We start from the raw sequence: 21,216 nt of genomic DNA, 5'->3' as shown, positions 1-21,216 counted from the left end.
AAAAATAAATAACTAGATATGAATAGTAAAAATAAAAAAATAGTCCTGCATCAAATGTGGACTACTAAAAATGTGGTATTCATGATTTTCATGCTTTTTCTTTCCGCAGGAATGTTTGCGCAGGAAAAAAAGCAGGTATCAGGTACTGTTTATGATAATACAGGAAGTGTATTGCCGGGAGCAACGGTAATTGAGGTTGGAACCAGAAATGCAACCACTACAGATTTTGACGGAAAATTTGTCTTGAATGTAGCCGTAGGAGGTGCTATCGAAGTTTCGTTTATTGGATCTACCAACCAAAAGGTTCAGATTACAGCGGCAACAAAACAAAACATCGACGTTCGTTTGCAAAATGATGGTTATCAGCTTGCCGAAGTTCAGGTAGTTTCTGTTGGGTACGGAACGCAAAAGAAATCAGATTTAACAGGTGCAATTTCAAGTGTAAAAGCCGATGATCTGGTAAAAGGAACAATCTCTTCTACAGAACAGGTTTTGCAAGGAAAAGTAGCGGGATTAAATATCATTCGTCCTTCTGGAGATCCTGCTGCAGGTTCTACCATACGTTTACGTGGAGGAACTTCACTTACGGCAAGCAACAGTCCGCTTATTGTGGTTGATGGTATTGCCGGGGTTGATATCAATATCGTTCAGCCATCAGATATTAAATCAGTAGACGTTCTTAAAGATGCTTCGGCGACAGCCATTTACGGATCAAGAGGAGCAAACGGTGTTATTATCATTACAACAAAATCTGGTACAAAAGGAGTTTCTGTAACCTACAGCGGATTATCAAGTGTGGGTTATGTAACAGATAATTTAGATCTTTTATCAGCCAATCAATGGAGAGGTTATGTCCGTAATACAGGAAACAATGATGCTGTTGATTATGGTGGAAATACAAACTGGCAAAAAGCAATCCAGCAAACCGCTATTTCGCAATCGCATACTTTAAGTATTAATTCTGGTAAAGCTGATAGCGGTTTTAGAACTTCACTTTCGTACTTAAACAACGAAGGAGTTATCAAAAAAACAGGTCTTGAAAGATTAAGCGGAAATATTAACGCTTACCAATATCTTGGAGATAATAAAGACGTAAAATTCGACATGGGTTTATTTGCCAATGTTGATAAATGGCACCCAATGGATTACAGAATTTTTGAGCGTGCTTACAATTTAAATCCAACCATTCCGGTTTATGATGCTAACGGAGAATTCTCTGCTGTAAGTGGAAATATTTACCAAAATCCGGTTGAAATTTTAACCAACAGAACCGTTGATAACGAAAGACACAGATTATTAGGTTATTTTAAAACCGAAGTGAAATTTTTAAAAGATTTTCTTGCTGTAGCGAATATTTCATACGAACATAATGCAGTAAAAGGTAGCACATACAAGCCATCTTACGCCATTATGGAGGGAATAGATGAAAAAGGATATGCTCAAAAAACATATGCTGAATATGCCAATGCGCAAGGAGAACTGTATGTAAATTATAATAAAGTTATTGATAAACACACTATTGGAGCTCTTGCCGGATATTCTTACTTAGAGAATATTTACGAAGGTTTTGGCGCACAGCGTAGTGGTTTTGTTACTGATGCTTTTAGTTATAACAATCTTGGTGCAGGTTACAATTATCGTTTGGGCGATGTGTATTCATATAAAGGGAAATCAAATTTGGTTTCGTTTTATGCCCGCGCCAACTATTCTTATGACGGAAAATATTTGCTAACCGGTACAGTAAGAAGAGATGGTTCAAGCCGTTTTGGAGAAAACAATAAATGGGGAACTTTTCCATCTGCATCTGTAGCCTGGAAAGTTTCGAGCGAGGAATTTATGAGTTCAACAAAAGGTTGGTTAGACACTCTTAAATTTAGAGTAGGTTATGGAGTTACCGGTAATCAGGACGGAATTGGAGAGTACAAATCGCTTTCGATTTTAGGTGTGGGTAACGACAGTTATTACGATCCCACTACAGGAAGATGGAGTTTGGCTTATTCGCCAAAACAAAACCCAAATCCTGATTTAAAATGGGAATCAACAAAACAATTGAACATTGGTGTCGATTTTAGTTTATTCAACAGAATTACAGGTTCATTCGAATATTATTCAAAAAACACAGACGATTTGCTTTATACTTACGAAGTGCCTCAGCCTCCTTATTTAGTAGGAACAATGCTGGCTAACGTTGGTGAAATGTCTAATAAAGGAGTGGAGCTTACATTGAATGCAGATATCATAAAAGGAGATAAATTTTCATGGAATGCCAATTTAACTTTAGGACATAACGTTCAAAAAATAGAAAAGTTATCGAATCCTACTTATAAAACAGACGTCATTTACAGCGGATCTCTTCACGGATTAGCGGGTATGTCAGGACAATATTCTCAAATTATTGCCGAGGGTTATCCCGTTGGAACTTTTTGGGGATTCAAAAATGCCGGTCTTGATGCAGATGGTAAAATTCAATACTATAATGCAGCGGGAAGTGTAGTGGCAGAAAGTGCTCTGGTAGATGCTGATAAAAGAGATTTAGGAAATATTCAGCCTGATTTGACAATGGGTATCGGAATGAATTTTACTTACGGAAATTTTGATTTAGGTGTTACAGGATACGGAATGTTTGGTCAAAAAGCATTAAACGCAACCAACATGATGTTGAACGATCCTAACAGATTACCCACTTTTAATGTTCCGGATGATTTCCTGAATAGCGGCATAACATCAGCTCCAAAATATTCAGATTACTGGATCGAAGACGCTTCTTTTTTCAGACTTCAAACAGTTTCAGTAGGATATACTTTGCCATTAAAATACAAAAGTTCAAAACTTAGAATTTATCTTATGGGAGAAAACCTTGCCGTATTTACAAAATACAAAGGTGTAGATCCTGAAATTGGTTTAAATGCGCAAGACGGTATCAATCAAACCGGAGTAATGGATTTAACCGGATTAGCGGCTCCCGGAATTGACAGATACAATAATTATCCTAGACCAACTACGATTTCTGTTGGATTAAATTTTACGCTGAATAATTAAGCGAATAACTCAAAAATATAAAAAATGAAAGTCAAAATAACAGCATTATTAGTAGTAAGCATGCTTTTTACGATATCATGTACAGATTTAAATGAAGATTTATATGATCGAGTAGAAGACGGGAATTTTGGACAAACTCCAAAAGAAGTTGATGCATTAGTAGGAGGAGCCTATTCTTCTTTACGAGGATTCTCTGATGGTATCTCTACCAATTATCCAACTTGTGAATACGTATTCTTTTTGAATGAAACAGTTTCCGATGAGGCTACCATTCCTACCAGAGGAACCAATTGGTATGATGGCGGACAATATCAGGATGCACAAAGACATACCTGGAAAACAGATAACCGTATGATTTTATCGGCATGGCGTTACAATTACACCGGAATCGCAAAAATCAATTCGATTATTTATCAGGTAGATAAATCAAGCTTGACAGCTGCGGCAAAAGCGCCAATTTATGCCGAATTAAAATCCTTAAGAGCTTATTATTACTATAATCTTTTAGATTTATTTGGGAATGTACCAATTGTAGTAAATTTTGAAGATACCTCTTTGCCGTCAAATTCTACCAGAAAACAAGTATATGATTTCGTAGAAAAAGAATTGCTGGACGCTATTCCGCATTTAACTTCAAATGTGGTGTATTCTAAATTAACAAAAAATGTAGCGTATTCATTATTAGCAAGATTGTACCTAAATTCAGAAGCTTTTATTGGTACACCGCGTTGGCAGGATTGTATTGATATGTGCCAAAAAGTAACAGGATATACTTTAGCGCCTGATTTCTTTGCCAATTTTGCCACAGAAAATGAAAAATCACCAGAGATTATTTTCGCTATTCCTTACGATCAAAAAGCCGGAACAGTAGGAAATTATATGAACTCAATGTCGCTTCACTATTTACATAAACTAACCATTTCTGCCTCAGGAAATGATTATCCGTGGAGTGCCAACGGAATGTGTGCACAACCGGGCGTTTATTCTGCTTTTGCTGCTACAGACAAAAGAAGAAAATGTATGGTGGCAGGAGATCAGATTAGTGTAGCTACAGGTTCTGTAATTACTATGGATAACGGAGAACCTTTAACTTATACAGAAGAAATTACAAGTGTGGCTGATGCCAAAGAAAACCAGGGCGTTCGTTTAGGAAAATACGAAATGAAAGCCGGTGAACAATGGGAACGTGATCATGATTTAGTTTTAATTCGTTATGCCGAAATTTTAATGATGCAAGCGGAATGTTATGTACGTTTAGGAGCTGCAGATTTGGCAAAACCTTTTGTACAGCAAATTACAGCACGTGCCGGAGAAGAAATGCCTACCGTAATAGATCTTGCTTTTATAGACAAAGAATTACTTAAGGAATTTACTTTTGAAGGAAGAAGAAGAACAGACAACATCCGTTTTGGAACATTCTTCGACTCATGGTGGGAAAAAGGACCAACGGAGAAATACAGAGCGATTTTCCCAATTCCAAGTACAGTGCTCACAACAAATAAAAATCTGGTACAAAATCCTGGGTATCCTGTAAACTAGGTTATTGAATGTCAGTCTTCCATGTTGGTTAGTCGTGGAAGGCTGACATATTTTAAAACGTAGAGAAGCTTATTTAAATTAAAAATTGAGAATTAAAAATTAAAAATGTTTTAAGGATCATACTATTTCGAGTAATTTTTTTTTACGCAAATACAGCAGATTTTTAATTTTTAATTCTCAATTTTTAATTCTTTTTTATCTCTGGCAAATTATAAAGTAAATAATACATCAATATGAAAAGAGCTATCACATTATTGTTTTTTGGGATCATGAATGTTTTAGTCGCCGCCGGTTGTAGCAGCGATGATAAAAATTCTGATACTCCCACAGAACCGGAAACAATTGAACCTGTTGCGATTGAAAAAACAAATAGCACCAAAATTTATGTTCATTATATGCCTTGGTTTGAAACCAATGAAAGTAGTGCCGATAAAAAATGGGGATATCACTGGACAATGTCCAACAAAAATCCAAACAACATTGGTGCAAACAATCGCAGGGACATTGCGTCGTATTATTATCCACTCATTGGTCCTTATCATTCAGGCGATAAAAATGTAATCGAAAATCATTTATTATTGATGAAATATTCAGGAATCGATGGTGTTCTTATCGATTGGTACGGCACTTTTGATGTAAACGATTATCGAATGATAAAAGAAAATACAGAACAGCTTATCGCGATGCTGGACAAAGTTGGACTAGAATATGCCATTGTTTATGAAGACCGATTTTTGCCAAATGTTGTCAACGCCGGAAAAGCAATTTCGGTTACCAGTGCAGCCAAAACCGATTTATCTTATATGGAGAAAAACTATTTTGATGATAAAAATTACATCAAAATAAACGGAAAACCATTACTGCTTAACTTCGGGCCAATCGTATTACAAACACAAGCCGAATGGACCAACGTTTTTAATGTTCTGACCACAAAACCTACTTTTTTAACACTCTGGAACGAATCTGTAGATGCCGGCGATAATGCTTCGGGAGAATATGCCTGGGTATATAAAAATAACACTTATCTCAGTAATTTTTATACCAATAACAAACCAAAATTAGCTGTTGCAATGGGAGGCGCTTATCCCGGTTTTAAAGATTTTTATGCCGAAGGTGGTGGCGGAGCTGCAATTGGATGGACAATAGAACACAACAACGGAGCAACTCTTGATGAAACACTTGCTCTGGCTAAAAATGCAAATTTAAATTACCTGCAATTAATTACCTGGAATGACTTTGGAGAAGGAACAATGTTCGAACCAACAGTAGAATTTGGTTATACGTATATCGAAAAAGTAAAAGCATTTGCGGGCGTAAAAAGCACCGAAACTGTTTTTCCTGAAATCAGTAAAATGTATAATCTGAGATTAGAAAAGAAAGGCAATGCCGATGCCCAGAAAAAATTAGATCAGGCTTTTAATTATTTTGTCTCGATGCAGCCAGCAAAAGCAAAACAGTTACTAAACGAAATTAAATAAAGAGTTGTAATTAATACAATTAAATAATGAAAAACATAAAATATAGATACTGTCTAATCGCTTTAGCATCAATGTTGATCGTTGCCTGCAGTACTAAAAAAACATACAAAATAAGTTCTCCGGGAAAAAATACCGAATTGGTTTTTGAATTAACGCCTTCGGGTCAGCCGCAATATAGTTTTACATCAAACGGAAAATCTGTTATAGAACCTTCGTTATTAGGATTTGAATTTAAAGGAATCCAAAAAATGACAGAAGGTTTTGAAGTAGTTTCCACCGAAGAAAAAGCAGCTGATGAAACCTGGGAACAGCCTTGGGGCGAATTCAAAAAAGTAAGAGATCACCACAATGAACTGATTGTGCATTTGAAAGAATCAAAAGGTGAAGAACGTCTGGTTGATATTGTTTTCAGGGTTTTTGATGACGGTGTTGGTTTTAGATATGAATTTCCAAAACAGCCTAATTTAGGGAAAGTAGAAATTTCAAACGAAATCACGCAATTCACTTTTAAATCAGATAATGAGGTGTGGTGGATTCCGGTGCATCGCGAAAACAGCTATTACGAAAGTACCTACCGTAAAACTGCTGTTAGTAAAACCGATACCATCAATACACCGGCGACTTTAGAAACCAAAGAAAAATTATTTGTGGCGATTCACGAAGCCAACCTAACCGATTTTGCCTCAATGACGTTACTTAAAACAAATGATAAACAATACAAAAGCGAATTAGTGCCGTGGGCAAATGGTGTAAAAGTATATGCTCAAACGCCATTTAGAACTCCGTGGAGAACCATTGTGGTAGGAAAAACTCCGGGAGAATTAGCCACTTCGACCATCATGCTAAATTTAAATGATCCTTCAAAAATTGAAGACCTTTCCTGGATTACACCTTCAAAATATATCGGAATCTGGTGGGGAATGCACTTAGAAAAATTCACCTGGGGACAAGGACCAAAACATGGCGCGACGACTAAAAACACAAAAGAATACATTGATTTTGCGGCGAAAAACAATCTTGACGGAGTTCTGGTAGAAGGATGGAACGAAGGCTGGGATGGCGACTGGACGGCTGATGGCTCTTCTTTTAGTTTTGTAAAAGCCTATCCTGATTTTAATCTGGAAGAAATTACAAAATATGCCGCCATCAAAAATGTTCGTTTAATAGGACATCACGAAACGGCCGGAGCCACAAAACATTATGAAAGCCAATTAGAAGATGCTTTTAAACTGTATCAGAAAATGGGCGTAAATACCGTAAAAACGGGTTATGTAAATAAATATCTGGATAAAAAAGAATGGCACGACAGCCAGTACGGAGCACGTCATTACAGAAAAGTAATGGAAACTGCGGCTAAATATCATATCATGATCGACAATCACGAACCTATAAAAGGAACCGGATTACAGCGTACGTACCCAAACTTTATGACGCAAGAAGGCGGAAGAGGACAGGAATACAACGCCTGGTCTGTAGATGGAGGAAATACTCCGGAACATTTAACCACTTTACCTTTTACCAGAATGCTTTCTGGTCCGTTTGATTATACGCCGGGGAATTTCAATTTTGATTATAAAACACCATCAGGAGCAAGAGTACAAACGACTTTGGCAAACCAGTTGGCCTTGTATGTCATTATTTTCAGTCCGTTGCAAATGGCATCAGATTTACCGGAGAATTACGAAGGAAAACCGGAATTTCAGTTCATAAAAGATGTTCCCTGCACGTGGTCTGATACCAAAGTTTTAGATTCTAAAATAGGAGAATATACTACCATTGCGAGAAAAGACTGGGACGAGAAAAACTGGTATTTGGGCGCTATCACAAATAGTTATGCAAGAAATCTTAAAGTTGCATTATCGTTTTTAGATGCCGGAAAAGAATACGAAGCCGAAGTGTATGCAGATGGAGCAGGAGCAAATTACAAAACAAATCCGTATCCTGTGACCATTTCAAAACAAAAAGTAAACAATAAAACAATGTTAGATCTTAAGTTGGCAGCTGGAGGAGGAACAGCTATAAAATTTACTCCAATAGAAAAATAAGTTAGTAAGTTTTATTTTGAGTTAAGTTTAAGTTTGAGCAATAAACCCGATAGCCGTAATAGTTATCGGGTTTGTTATTTTTTCAGGTTTCAGGTTTCAGGTTTCAAGTTTCAAGTTTCAGAAAAAAACCTTTGACCATTTGTATCTAAAACTTAGAATCTTAGTACCTTAGGAACTTAGGTCCTCTAAAAAAACTAATGCTTATATAGCTTAACATGATTCCCAAAAGTATAAGCAGCACTAATAGTGGGACCATTATAGCCCCATTTTAAATATCCGTTTAGCCTGTCTCTTTCAGTATCTACTTTAAAATTTAATCCTGTATATCCTGCAGTAAGACTGAAATTTTGATGCACATTATAAGAAAGAGCTAAATTATAACTTATGATACGGCCATCAATATTATCAATTTTTAGGGCAAGATAATTGGCATTAACATATAAGCCAAATCGTTTTGCTAAAACAAATTCTCCCCAGATTCCCACATCCGGTAATGGTGCAGTAAAATTAAAATTATCTCTATACTCTGCAATTGCCTGATTGGCTTCAACGCGTATTCCTAAATCAGCAAATAAAATGTGAGCACCAATTAGCAAACCGGCCTCATATTTTGGTTGAGATAAAAAGGCATAACCATAGGCAATTCGGGCAATTTGAACATCAAAAAAGGCAGTAACCCTTGTGTTTATATTATAGGTGTGTTCTCCAAAATTAATTTCTTTTTGTAAAGTTTTCGATGAACTTCTGTCAAGAGCAAAAAATTCAAAACCCAATCTTGATCTTCTTGAAATACGCCAGTCAAATGTTCCCACAAAGGAAGTACTTGATTTTGAAAATCCTAAATCATCTTCCAGGTCTATTTCTGTACCACGATTTCCATTGTTGCTGCCCACTTGGATTTGTGTATTATTGACAGGAAAAAAAACTCCCGCAGTTATTTTAAAACGTCTTGCATGCCAGGGTAACTCGTTAGCATCATAGTCCTGAAAGTCTTCTGAACTATTTCCTTGTAGAGAAGGTAAAGGATTTTCTGCAGGAATTTCTGCAGTGGTTTGTGCCTGAATTGAAAGAAAGGAAAGAGAAACTATCAAAAAATAAAATAATTTTTTCATTGGATTTATTTTTAAATTTATTGATAAAATTTTAACACTTAAAGTTAACAAAAAAAATCATTCATTTTTGTTTTTAGATCTTGTAATTTATAAATTACATCTGAATATCAGTAAATTATAGGTTTTGTAGGCTTTGTTAGTATACATTTAATTTAGAAACCTTTATTATTAGAATGGTAATTTTCGGGAAAATGTCTTATAAAAAAGTGAGCCGCGTGAGGGATAGGAGTAGTCCGCCGCGATGGTGGTACGCCCTAATTCAATATCAATATCAATATCAATATCAAAATTCAATATCAATATCAAAATTCAATATCAAAACTCAATTTAAAATTCATTATCAATATCAATTTCAAAACTCAATTTCAATATCAAAAAGAGTATCAATGAAATATTTTTTTTAAAATTTTGTATTCTATCTTATTTTTGATTGTAATTGATTTTTGCCATTGCCATTGTAATTGCCATTGCCATTGTAATTTTCATTGATATTGATTTTTGCCATTGCCATTGTAATTGATTTAGGCTATATTTGAGAGTAAATCTGAAAACAATTATGGATAAAAAATTAAAACAATACCTTGTAAAGTCTTTCGTAGTACTATTATTGATTCATTTAGGCTATTTTTTATATGGCTATTTTAAGTTTGAAGGAATTGGGAATATCGACATCTATACCGAATTTTACAGATTTAAGTTCTATGACGATGTATCTATTTCGCAATTTTTTATAACAGGTTTGTTTTTGCTTTTTTTCCTGATTTTTTTATTAAAGAACCACTCGAAACAAAATTATTCTTTTGTAAAACTGCTTAAAATAGGAGGCTTATTGCTCCTTATTTCTTTTTTTAGTTTTTCATTTTTCATTAGTTATAGTTTTGGACTAAATGCCAAATTAAGAACTGAATTGTCTGAGAAAAAGCTGAATAAGGACAAAGTGCTGCTGAATGTCTTACGTCCGTTTTTGTATAATTATACTTCGTACAGTTCAGAGAAATTATTTAATCCTGTAAATATATTATACCCAAAACCTTATCCGGTTATTGAAGTTGCCGACAGTACTTTGATTGGTAGCTATTATAGTGTAGAATATAATTATTACAGTATTGACACGCTAAAAATGTTAACAGCAGATTTAGATAAACTCTCTACAGCAACGAGTACGATTTTAGACAGCATTGGTTTTGGTAAAAAAGAACTTCTGGAGCGTATCATCAAAAAAAATACTATAAAAGACAGCACCGAAATCATCTACAAAGGCAGGAATGTAAATCCTGACTACGACGAGGATATTTGCATATTTATAAAAAATAAAGCTTTGTACAAGCCTGTAAAAGGTATTGCGATAGAGAAACAACAATATGATGCTGCGGTAAAACGATATAAGCTGCTTTATACCATTAAAGAAGATTCATTACTCTATAATTTTCAAAAGCTGGATACCCTTTTAAGAAAATATAAGATCGAAACAAGTATAGTACCAAAAGATCTGGCCAAAGACGTTAGGTTTTATCAAAATCATGATAATGAACCTCTGAATGCGATTAGAAATAATTATGACAGAAAGGCGCTAACAGATAAATTTGATACATTGGAACGTTTGTTTTACCAACCCAATTATCTTCATCCCTCTATTATCGAAATCTTCTTTGCTGTTGTTGTAGGAGCTTGGTTAATAGGGTTCTTAATCTACATTTTATTCAATTATAAAAGAAAAACAGTTTAAGTCAAATTGATTTTTAATTTAGACATTCATATTAATTTTTGAATTGAAATTTAAAATTGACATTAATTTTTGCCATTGCAATTGATATTGCCATTGCAATTGATTTTTGTCATTGCAATTGATTTTTGTCATTGCCATTGCTTTTTGCCATTGCTAAACCCTGTTATAATCGGCTTTCCAGTGCACGATCGCTTTTTTTATGGCATCTCCGCTAAGGTTATTTTTTAGCGCGTCTTCTATAAGGGGCAGCAGTTCGTCATCGGGAGCAAAACGAAGGCCAAAAATTTGATCATCGGTTAGTTTGTATTCGATTTCCTCAAACCTTTTTCCGGTCAGGGTAAAATAACGGTAGCGAAGTTCGAGACGTACAATTCGGTTTTGAAGAATCAGGGCATAATGCTGTCGTAACATAAAAGCAAGACAAAATAAAAACACAAAAACAACGCTTATAAAAGACCATATTAGCGTATCGTTTGTGGTAAAAGCAAAGTAAATACTTGCAGCCAAAAAGATAGTCAGAATAGGGTAGTAAACAAAATGATGAGGGGTGTAGAACCTGATATGATTGTAGTAAGTCTGAATTTTCATAATTTATTTTGTTTATGGTGTGATATTAAAAAACAAAAGCTACCCTAAAAAATAGAATAGCTTTTTTTCCAAAAATAAACTAACATAACCAATGTTCTCTTTATAATTAAACTTATTTAAAAGTTCTCTTAGTAGTATCTATATTTAAAAAAAAGCCTCAATCTGCATCCTCTTTTTTCAATGGCTTTATTTTGTTTGGTAAAATTAGTTGATCTGATAAAAAAAGCTTTTATATTTTAAAGTGTAAATGTTACATTATTTCAACTTTCTAAGCTGAATAGTTATTTTTTTGCTCTATAAATTCATAATGATACAGGTTTAAGTTGTTGATATTGTGATTAATATGTTATTGTAGCGAACTTATAATTTTCCATTGCTGTAATTTAGACTGATAGGTTTGACTTGCATTAGCAGGGCTTGTAGAAGGTAAAATAATAAATTCATAATTTTTCTTTAATTGAACATATTTCTTAAAGAAAGCAGCTGCCTTTTGCCCGTTGAATAGTATGGTTTTAATGTTTGGATGTCGCTCTAAAAAAGTTTCAAAATCATTTGCTATTTCATTTTTTATAGCACTATCCAAACTTCCAATCCTGTCGCAAAACTGCAGCACATCCCATAATGCAACTTTGTTTTTTTGCAAAAGCGCTTTTCTCTTTTCATAATCATTCGAAAAATCTTCCTTAAAAATCTCAAACATGAATTTCCAGAAATTATTTTGGTTATGACCATAATATTGATTTAGTTCTAATGATTTTGTTCCGGGCATTGTGCCTAAAATCAAAACAATAGCATCATTATTAGCGATAGGCGAAAAAGAAAAACTCTTCATATATGTTGTACTATTTATAGCAGAAAGGTAAAAAATATTACTGTTAAAAACATCATTCATAAGTAATTATAAAACAATTTCGAAAAATTATATAACACTTTTCGTTCACTTGTGAGCGAACTTTGATTTGTTGATTTTTAGAAATCCGGAACCACAAAGTGGAGTTTCTTTTTTTATAAATCTCTATAAAATGATGTTGAATTTTAAATCCCTTGCAAAATGAAAATAGTTACTATAAACACAGAAAAAATTCAAAATATTTTTGAAGAATTACAAACAAACTTCGGCGGTAAAGTAACTTTTGATTTAGACGAATATAGACTTGAAACGAACAATAGTTTTGCAAAAGGTGCTATTATTGGTGCCTCTTTTAATGATAATATTTCGTACGTAGAGTTCGATATGACTTTCGCTGAAGATGTTCGAATGGATGTTGTAAACCCAATAGAATCGCCAGTTTATTTTGCGTATTGTTCTAAAGGAAGTTTGTCTCATAGTTTTGGCAGTACCGGCGAAGAGCGAAAATTTAAAACATTTCAGACCGCGATAGTTACATCAAAGAAAAATCAGGACAATGTATTGTTTTTCGAAAAAGATAAAAAAACAAAATTTACCCTTATAATAGTAGGAACTCAGCTTTTGCATCAGGATCCTACAAATTCTCTGAATCAAAAAGTAAAAGAAACTTTCTTTGAAAATAATAATGTTCAGGATTTCTTTTACGTAGGTTCTTACAACCTGAAAATTGCCGAAAAAATCGAACAATTAAATGCCATTACGCAAACCGGAATAGTTAGAAATCTTTTGAAAGAAGGAATTCTTCGAATTATTCTCGCAATGGAAATTCAGCAGCATACAGATGATTTAAGCATCAATGCTAAAGATACAAATTGTCTTACTTTACGCGAAATGGAAGAAATAAAAGAACTTTCTGAAGCCATTAGAGCCAATCCAGAAGAAGCTTTTACCATTAAATCCCTAAGCAAAAAGTCAGGTTTATCGCCAAATAAATTGCAGGAAGGTTTTAAACTCATACATAACAGAACCGTAAACGATTATATAACGCACATGCGCGTTTTAAAAGCCGAAATCTTAATCAGAACTTCTGATCTTAATATATCCGAAATCGTTTATTGCATTGGTTTTACCAGCAGAAGCTATTTCTCAAAAATATTCAAACAAAAATTCAATTGCAGTCCAAAAGAATATAAATTCAACTTAAATCCATTGGCTATTACAGCTTAATAAAAAGTTGCTAAGGTTCTAAGAGACTAAGATTCTAAGTTTTTTTATTTGCAAAAAATTATACTATATACTAAGACGTACATCAAGTGCGTCTTTTTTTATGTTCATACTATTTTTCAAGAGCTGTTTCCTGCTATCCACTTGTATCTTTTCCTGGCTAAAGCAGCCAGAAAAAGGATACCGCTTCTATCAGGGTTATGGCACTCGTTTTCATCAGATATTTTGTTTAGGAGTAGATAATAAATCATTAAATGTTTTCAATTGCAATTACAGCTTTTTATCTACAAAAAAAAGACGCACCATTGTGCGTCTCGAAGAAAAACTTAGAATCTTAGTTTCTTAGAACCTTAGTATCTTAAAAATTAACGTCCAAACCTATAATACTCTAGATCCTGATTTTTTTTATTATTAATAGAATCCAGAATAGAGTTCATGCCGATAACGCTAAAAGTGATTCCGTTGCCTCCAAAGCCCAAAACGTAATGTTCGTTTTTGTTGGGATCCGGTTTTCCAAAGTAAGGCAAGCCATCTTTGGTTTCACCAAAAGTTCCTGCCCATGAATAGTCAATTTTAAAATTGATTTTGGGGAATTTTTTCTTAAAATGTCTTAAAAGATATTGTTCTTTTTTATCTAATAATTTATCACGCTTTTTGGCATCTTTAAAATCTTCATCGCCGCCACCCATAATAATCCTGTTGTCTGAGGTTACCCTGAAATACAAATATGGTGAAGAAGTATCCCAGAAAATAGCATTCTTAAATGCTGCAGGTAACATTTCTATGTTTTCTGATGCAATTACATACGTACTTTTTAAGTCAACTACCTTCTCAGTTAGCGTTTCGGTACTTTCATAACCGCTGCAATGAATAATATGTTCTGCGGTGATTGTAAATTTATTTTCGGTATGGGCAATAGATTTTGCTTTTTGATGCTGTATTGAGGTAATATTGGTACGATCATAAATTTGCATTCCCTTTTTTTTGCAGTAATGCAGTAAATCATTCGCCAGTCTGTAAGGATCCATAACGGCTGCAGTTTTAGATTCTATCGCTGCAATGGCATTTAAGCCCATTTTTTCAAGATCCCATCTTTCGAGCCAGTTTACATCAAATCCATGTTCTTTTCTGCACTTAAATTCATTTCTCAAAAAGGGGATATCTTTTTTTAAGGAACAGTAATAAATACTTTTTTTAAATTCGAACTGGCATTCACTTTTTATGGTATCTATGATAGTCCTCAAATCAAAAATTGCTTTTTTTCCATTTGTGTAACTGTCAACGGCACATTCTACACCTCTGATTTTGATGAGTTCATGCAACGGAACATCGATTTCATATTGCAGCAAAGCAGTACTTGCGGCAGTGCTTCCGTTAGCAACGTCGCGGCGATCAACTAGTACAACTTTTTTTCCTGCTGAGATTAATTGATAAGCAATTAAAGCTCCTGTAATTCCTCCGCCAATAATTAAAATTTCTGTATTAAGATCTGAATCTATAGACGGGTAGCTGTATTTCATGGCACTTTTTAATGGCCAGAAAGTTTCAGAGGAACGTAGTTTCATTTTTTTGTTATATTTCGGGTACGTAATTTAGTTCTGTTTTTGTCTTTGCGTTCGTGCTGTTCAGAGGCTTCGGCAATAGAATGTGAACTTCTGATGCTTTCCTCATTTTTGGCGAGTTCACTAAGTTTGTGGTAATATTTCTGAACAATCATCATTTCTTCTTCGGTCATGCTTTCAATATCAACTAAGCTATTGCTGGAGTATTCATTTGAAGCAACCAACTCGTTTAGCTTTAACTGAATTGCAAGCGAATCTTTATTTTGTGCTTTCTGAATTAAAAAAACCATCAAAAAAGTTATAATTGTCGTTCCGGTATTGATTACCAGCTGCCAGGTTTCTGAGTAGCCAAAAATAGGACCTGAAACTGCCCACGCCACCACGATCAAAAAAGCACCTATAAACGCTGTAGTACTTCCGGCAGCTTTAGAAACATTTGTGGCAAATTTTTCGAAAGCGCCGCTTCCTTTAGATTTTTTCGTTTTCATTTTCATTTTACCTTTTACGTTTACTCACTTTTTCTTTACGAATAAGTTTGTTGTGTTTTTCGTCATAAACAGCAGCATTGATTTTTTGACCCGTTTTGCTAAATATTTTAATTTTAGGATCCTGATGCGTTCCTGTAATTACAATAGGAAATCCTATGATTCCAAAAGGAGGTAAGCCTAATCGCATTCTTAAATCCAAAAGTCCGTCGAAACTTGTCGTTCCCTTTATTGTGGGCCTGAAACTGGCGACACTAAAAGTAAAATCTTCAATATGAATTAAATTATTATCGATTGTAGAATTGATTTCGATTCCTTTTAAATTAGGATCGTCCAAACCTTTTTGTCCGGTTTGTGAACTAATCCCATCAAATAATTTTAATCCTTTGACTTGTACGTCACGCAAATTCAATTTTCCGCCTCCTTCAAGAGAAGGATAAATAGGGCTCATGTTTCCGTCTAAATCACCTTTTATTTTATAATCTACAGAAATTATTCCCTGCGCTTTTTCAGCAGCAGACACCATTTCACGAAACATCGGAATTTCTTTGTACGCTCTTTGAACGCTAAAATCTTTGGCAGTAAAATGAGCATCAAAATGGGCAGATGTTGGCGATTCGTCTTTATAAGTAGCATTGATTCCTACCAAACAATCTATAATATTAAAATTGGCGTTTTCTAAATAAAAACCCGCTTTTGTCATTCCAACTTTACCATTCAGTTTATTTAAAACCAGTCCGTTGTATTCTACTTTATCCGCATCTGCAGTCAGGGCAACATTTAAGTTTTTAGGTACAATAACCACTCCGCTCATTTTAGGATGATCTTCTTTTGCATATTCTACCTCAAGATTACGATCTGTATTTTCCCCTTTTTTAAGCGCCATAAATTCATCAACATTAATCAGTTTTGATTTCATTTTAAAATCTCCGCTCAACGTTCCGTGGGATTCAAGAAAATAATTAATCGTATTGAGTAAATATCCGTTTATGGCAAAATCTGATTTTCCGTAAGTGGCATCGAATTTTTCGAACCACATTTTCTCATTCTGAAAACGGAAATTTCCTTGTTTGATAAAAAATGCTTTTGGGAAAAGTTCTGATGTAGCTTTGATGTTTTTCAATATAATAGTTCCCTTATTGTCCAGCTTATCATATTGTCCTTTTGTGGCATAACTTTGTTTTCCTTTAAGCGAAAGATCTGCTTTTGCATAACCCGTTACATCAAGTCCTTTTTGCGAGAAAACCTGATAAATTCGTCCCACGTTTAGCTCTCCTTTTATTTTGGCATTATAAGCCAAATCACTAAAATCTGATAAAGTAGCATTTACATACATCGGACTTCCTTCAAAAACAAATGATGCCGGAGCAACAGCCACAATCAAATCCTGAAAAGTTCCGGCTTTGTTGAGTACATTGGCCACAAAAGTGATGTCTTTGATAGGATTAGGATACGAGTCAGTTTTTAGCCAGCCGTTGCGCAATGAAATGCCGCCAATGGTTTTTGGGAATAATTTTTTTGAAGTACTAAAAATACCTTTAGCCTGAATATTTGTTTTTAAAGTTCCTTTTAGATCAATACTGCTTAAACCTATAGCAGCATCAACTGTAGCCAGATCTAATGCACCTTTTACGCTTGCATCTACGGTCATTTCGTTAAATCCTTTGCTGCGTAAATACGCGGTAAAATAATCTTTCTCGCCTACTTTAAATTTAAAAGTTTTAAGATTGATTAAAAGTTTTTCGATGTCAAGAGAAGGCAAAATTGCATTTAGATTCATCTGAAAATCAGTTAATGGGGCAGGAGCATTCTGATAATTGATTGCGCCTTTATCGATCTTTAGATTAAAAGCTAAATCCGGTTTTTGCTTTTTGGCAACATTATAATCTCCTTTAAAAGTAAAAAGCAAATCACTATTACCTGAGATTTCGGTTTCATTCATCCAGGTTAAATATTCCGGAGGCATTACAGAAAATAAATCTTTTAGTGTAGTATTTTCAGATGCTGCTTTGATATTAATTTTATATCCTTCTCTTAAAATAGTAAACAAACCAGTAAATTTTAGTGGTAATTTATTGATTCGCAATTCATTTTTTTGAAGTATAAACGAAAGTGCATGTGTATTAATTCGGGTAATTAAATCAGCACGAACTTCTTTTTTTCTAAGATAAGCGGTACGGTCGTAATAAAAATCGACATTATCGATTCTGGCATCGGTATTTAAGTCAAAAATATCTTCACTTAAGTTTCCTTTTCCAACATAATTAAAACCTTTTGCATCGACAAGTATTTTGGCTGAACGATCGTTGTATTTTACATGACAATCTTCAAGATCAATGCGTTCTAAACGAATCGCAGTTCCTTCTTCCGGAGCATTAGGATCATCCGGTTTTTTATCGCGATCTTCGGGAGCTACATAAATGTTATAATTGGCCTGTCCTTTTTGGTTGACCATTATATTAATTAAGGCTTTAGAAACATATAGTTTATTAATTTTTACTTCATTATCAAAAATCAGTCTTTTCAGGTTGATACCAAAAGCTACCTGTTCTGCTTTTAACAAAGTATCATTGCTAAAAGGCGCCGATCCTGTCATTGATAAATCATCAAGAGAAACAGTCAGGGAAGGAAAGTGTGTAAAAAACGAAAGTCTGGATTTCGAAAAATCCAGTTTAGTGTCTAATCGCTCGTTGGCGATTTTTTTTACTTCTGTAGCAACGGTTCCGGGAAATAGCAATGGTATCAAAAACAATAATAGCAAGATACTTGCTATTACTATTCCTGTTACTTTTAATATTTTCAGGCTTATATTTTTATATGAAGTTTTCATAGTATTTCAATTTATTCCATAAAAAAGATATGGATAGATTTTAAAATATGGCTCATAGAATAATGGCGAGAGGCGTGTATTTTTTTACGTAAAAAAGATATCGCTTTGAGTGAAAGTAATTTTATCCGGCATGTTTTTTATTTTCCTTTTTCAGCTTTTTTTGCCTCTTCAGCTTTTTGTTTTTCCAGTTTTTCTTTTTCTTCTTTGGCTTTCTCTGCTGCTTTTTCCTTTTCTTTTTCGGCTTTTTCAGCTTTCTCTTTGTCTTCCTTCGCCTTTTCTTCTTTAGCTTTTTCTGCCTTTTTCTGCTGTTCTTCTTGTTGCTCTTTTATTTCCTCTTTTTTCTTTTCTTTTTCTTTCTCTTTTTTCTTGAAGTATCCTTTAAGAAGAAAATTGCTTTTTGCGGCTTCCATATTTTCGCTAAAACCTTTGGTACCGGATTCTAAGTTCGAAAGTGTATTCGAAACACTGTTCGCCATTTTATCATCACGAACTAACCTCGCCAGAGCACCATTTCCTGTATTCATACTATGACTAAAAATGGCCAATTCATCTGTTATTACAGCGGCATTATCAACACTTTTTTTAACGCTTTTCATTAAATCCTGCATTTCAATTCCGTTAACAGAAGCAATTGCTCCGCCGTTTTCGATTATTTTGGTAGATTTAACACCTGGAGAAATAGTCAGAACTTTGTCTCCCATTAATCCGTCAGAACCAATACTGGCGCGGGCATCTGTTTTAATAAATTCACGAACTTCATCCTTAATCACCATTCTTACTACAACCGAAGAATCGTTTATTAATTGAATTTCTTCTACCGTTCCGATATTAATTCCTGAAAAACGAACATTATTACCCACTTCCAAACCGCTTACGGTTTTAAACTGTGATGTGATGTTGAATGTCGAACCAAAAAGATTTTTTTGTTTCCCTATAAAGTAAATCGCCATTATAAAAAGCAATAAACCTATTGTTACAAACATTCCTAATTTCCAAGTATATCCAGATTGCTTATCCATGATTTCTAATTATTTATTTTTAGTATTATTGAAAAAAAGAACGAACCCATTCGTCTTCGTCTTTTTCTAGTTCTTCGTATGTTCCTTCGGCATGTATAACGCCATCTTTCAACACCATAATTCTGTCGGCTGTGAGTTTTGCACAAGCCATATCATGCGTAATAATGATAGATGTGGTTTTGCGTTTGTGTTTGATGTCCAGAATCAATTCGCTTATTTCACGCGATGTTATGGTATCTAATCCTGTTGTGGGCTCATCGTATAATATGATTTCCGGTTTAAGGATTAGAGTTCTGGCAAGGCCAATCCTCTTTTGCATTCCTCCGGATAACTCAGATGGCATTTTGTCGATTGCATCACTTAAACCTACATTATCCAGCGCTTCCATTACTTCACTTTCGACTTCCTCAGGAGTTAGTTCTCTTTTATGCTTTTTTAATGTAAAAGCCAGATTTTCCCGAACCGACATCGAATCGTATAAAGCGCCGCTTTGGAACAAAAATCCAATTCGTACTCTAATTTCATTCAGTTCCGGTTTTGTCAGGTTCAGTACATTTTCGTCAAAAACTTTTATTTCGCCTTTATCAGGTTCAATTAATCCCACAATACATTTTATCGTTACCGATTTTCCTGATCCTGAACGTCCTAAGATTACCAAATCCTCGCCTTTGTTTACCGTAAGATTTACACCTTGCAGAACTTTGTTGTCTTTACCAAAAGTTTTATGCAAGTCTTTAATGACAATGATAGGATCTTGCTTTTTGGTTTTAGAGACTTTATCTTTTTCTATATTTTCTTTTTCCTTAATCATCTTAAAAAAATAAATCGGTTATTTGTACAGCAACCATATCAATAATAAAAATGGTTAACGAAGCGGTGACTACTGCAGAGTTCGCTGCTTTTCCTACACTTTCGGTTCCGTTTGAAGCATTAAAACCTTTATAACATCCAATCATTCCGATAAAAAATCCAAAGAAGAATGTTTTGACCGTTGCCGGGATTATATCTAAAAATTCAAGTGATTGCAGAATTTGGGTCAGATAGCGATAAAAGTTGACATCACCATGAATATTAATACCTACATATCCACCTATAATACCTATCGCATCAGCAAAAAACACTAATATAGGCACCATTAGCGTACAGGCCAAAATTCTTGTTACTACCAAATAATTATAAGGATTGATGGCTGAAACTTCCATAGCATCAATTTGTTCTGTCACCTTCATAGAACCTAATTCGGCACCAATTCCTGATGAAATTTTACCTGCGCAAATTAAGGCTGTAATTACGGGAGCAATTTCCCTTATTAAAGAAAGAGCTACCATACCCGGCAACCAGGATTCGGCTCCAAATTTTACTAAGGTTGGCCTGGATTGCAGTGTAAGCACCAAACCCATAATAAATCCGGTTATAGCCACCAGCGGTAATGATTTATAGCCAATAACATAACATTGTTTCAAAAACTCCTTTGTTTCATAAGGCGGAACAAAAACCTCCTTAAAAAACTGCTTCGCAAACACTGTTGCATTTCCTATTTCTGTAAATGTATTTTTTAGAGTAAGTATCAAAATACTATATTTTTAAGTTAATGCTAATGCATGAAAATCAACTGTTTATGGGGTAGTGTACCCCTTGATTATGATAACTTAAAATTACTTTAGAAGTACAGAAAAAATCTTACACAACTTTTTTAGAAGTTTATATAATTAACATAAT

The 21,216-nt window shown here is 34.3% G+C and carries 15 protein-coding genes; 6 read left to right on the top strand and 9 right to left on the bottom strand.

The window, feature by feature from the left end:
• Positions 1-18 precede the first annotated feature (18 nt).
• The 4 genes from FLP_RS08515 (at position 19) to FLP_RS08500 (ending at position 8,101) form a co-directional block, all read left to right on the top strand.
• The gene (locus FLP_RS08515) at positions 19-3,039 is read left to right on the top strand and encodes a SusC/RagA family TonB-linked outer membrane protein (protein ID WP_083195830.1); all 3,021 of its coding nucleotides are present in this window, start codon (positions 19-21) and stop codon (positions 3,037-3,039) included.
• Between the two features lie 24 nt (positions 3,040-3,063).
• The gene (locus FLP_RS08510) at positions 3,064-4,578 is read left to right on the top strand and encodes a RagB/SusD family nutrient uptake outer membrane protein (RefSeq protein WP_065449092.1); all 1,515 of its coding nucleotides are present in this window, start codon (positions 3,064-3,066) and stop codon (positions 4,576-4,578) included.
• Positions 4,579-4,811: 233 nt separating this feature from the next.
• Positions 4,812-6,056, top strand: a complete 1,245-nt coding sequence (locus FLP_RS08505) for a glycoside hydrolase family 99 protein (protein WP_065449091.1) — start codon at positions 4,812-4,814, stop codon at positions 6,054-6,056.
• 26 nt (positions 6,057-6,082) lie between these two features.
• Positions 6,083-8,101: a glycoside hydrolase family 97 protein gene (locus FLP_RS08500; RefSeq protein WP_065449090.1), complete on the top strand. Its 2,019-nt coding sequence runs from the start codon at positions 6,083-6,085 to the stop codon at positions 8,099-8,101.
• A gap of 194 nt (positions 8,102-8,295) precedes the next feature.
• Here FLP_RS08500 and FLP_RS08495 read toward each other — a convergent pair whose 3' ends face one another.
• Positions 8,296-9,213, bottom strand: a complete 918-nt coding sequence (locus FLP_RS08495; protein WP_065449089.1) for a hypothetical protein — start codon at positions 9,211-9,213, stop codon at positions 8,296-8,298.
• 556 nt (positions 9,214-9,769) lie between these two features.
• On the opposite strand from FLP_RS08495, the gene FLP_RS08490 reads away from it, so the two are divergent.
• Positions 9,770-10,939, top strand: a complete 1,170-nt coding sequence (locus tag FLP_RS08490) for a hypothetical protein (protein WP_065449088.1) — start codon at positions 9,770-9,772, stop codon at positions 10,937-10,939.
• Positions 10,940-11,092: 153 nt separating this feature from the next.
• Here the strand turns inward: FLP_RS08490 and FLP_RS08485 are convergent, their stop codons facing one another.
• Both FLP_RS08485 and FLP_RS08480 read right to left on the bottom strand, forming a co-directional pair.
• A complete protein-coding gene (locus tag FLP_RS08485; RefSeq protein ID WP_065449087.1) occupies positions 11,093-11,527 on the bottom strand; it encodes a DUF6526 family protein in 435 nt (144 codons plus the stop codon).
• A 346-nt stretch (positions 11,528-11,873) separates the two neighbouring features.
• The gene (locus tag FLP_RS08480; protein WP_065449133.1) at positions 11,874-12,359 is read right to left on the bottom strand and encodes a DNA-deoxyinosine glycosylase; all 486 of its coding nucleotides are present in this window, start codon (positions 12,357-12,359) and stop codon (positions 11,874-11,876) included.
• A gap of 219 nt (positions 12,360-12,578) precedes the next feature.
• On the opposite strand from FLP_RS08480, the gene FLP_RS08475 reads away from it, so the two are divergent.
• The gene (locus FLP_RS08475) at positions 12,579-13,604 is read left to right on the top strand and encodes a helix-turn-helix domain-containing protein (protein WP_065449086.1); all 1,026 of its coding nucleotides are present in this window, start codon (positions 12,579-12,581) and stop codon (positions 13,602-13,604) included.
• A 362-nt stretch (positions 13,605-13,966) separates the two neighbouring features.
• Here the strand turns inward: FLP_RS08475 and FLP_RS08470 are convergent, their stop codons facing one another.
• The 6 genes from FLP_RS08470 to FLP_RS08445 all read right to left on the bottom strand — a co-directional run bounded on the left by FLP_RS08470 (position 13,967) and on the right by FLP_RS08445 (position 21,068).
• The gene (locus FLP_RS08470; protein WP_065449085.1) at positions 13,967-15,166 is read right to left on the bottom strand and encodes an NAD(P)/FAD-dependent oxidoreductase; all 1,200 of its coding nucleotides are present in this window, start codon (positions 15,164-15,166) and stop codon (positions 13,967-13,969) included.
• On the bottom strand, positions 15,163-15,651 hold the full coding sequence (locus FLP_RS08465) for a low affinity iron permease family protein (protein ID WP_065449132.1): 489 nt from the start codon (positions 15,649-15,651) through the stop codon (positions 15,163-15,165). The genes FLP_RS08470 and FLP_RS08465 overlap by 4 nt, the downstream gene beginning before the upstream one ends.
• Before the next feature lie 7 nt (positions 15,652-15,658).
• Positions 15,659-18,478 carry an AsmA family protein gene (locus tag FLP_RS08460; RefSeq protein ID WP_065449084.1) on the bottom strand — a complete coding sequence of 940 codons (2,820 nt, stop codon included), beginning with the start codon at positions 18,476-18,478 and terminating at the stop codon, positions 15,659-15,661.
• A 137-nt stretch (positions 18,479-18,615) separates the two neighbouring features.
• Positions 18,616-19,497 carry an MlaD family protein gene (locus FLP_RS08455; protein WP_065449083.1) on the bottom strand — a complete coding sequence of 294 codons (882 nt, stop codon included), beginning with the start codon at positions 19,495-19,497 and terminating at the stop codon, positions 18,616-18,618.
• A gap of 25 nt (positions 19,498-19,522) precedes the next feature.
• The gene (locus FLP_RS08450; RefSeq protein ID WP_065449082.1) at positions 19,523-20,308 is read right to left on the bottom strand and encodes an ABC transporter ATP-binding protein; all 786 of its coding nucleotides are present in this window, start codon (positions 20,306-20,308) and stop codon (positions 19,523-19,525) included.
• Position 20,309: 1 nt separating this feature from the next.
• A complete protein-coding gene (locus tag FLP_RS08445; RefSeq protein ID WP_065449081.1) occupies positions 20,310-21,068 on the bottom strand; it encodes an MlaE family ABC transporter permease in 759 nt (252 codons plus the stop codon).
• Positions 21,069-21,216: the final 148 nt, after the last annotated feature.

It is taken from the genome of Flavobacterium piscis, assembly GCF_001686925.1.
Classification (GTDB): domain Bacteria; phylum Bacteroidota; class Bacteroidia; order Flavobacteriales; family Flavobacteriaceae; genus Flavobacterium; species Flavobacterium piscis.
Note: the sequence above shows the minus strand (reverse complement) of the source record. Positions and strands in the feature narration are given on the sequence as shown.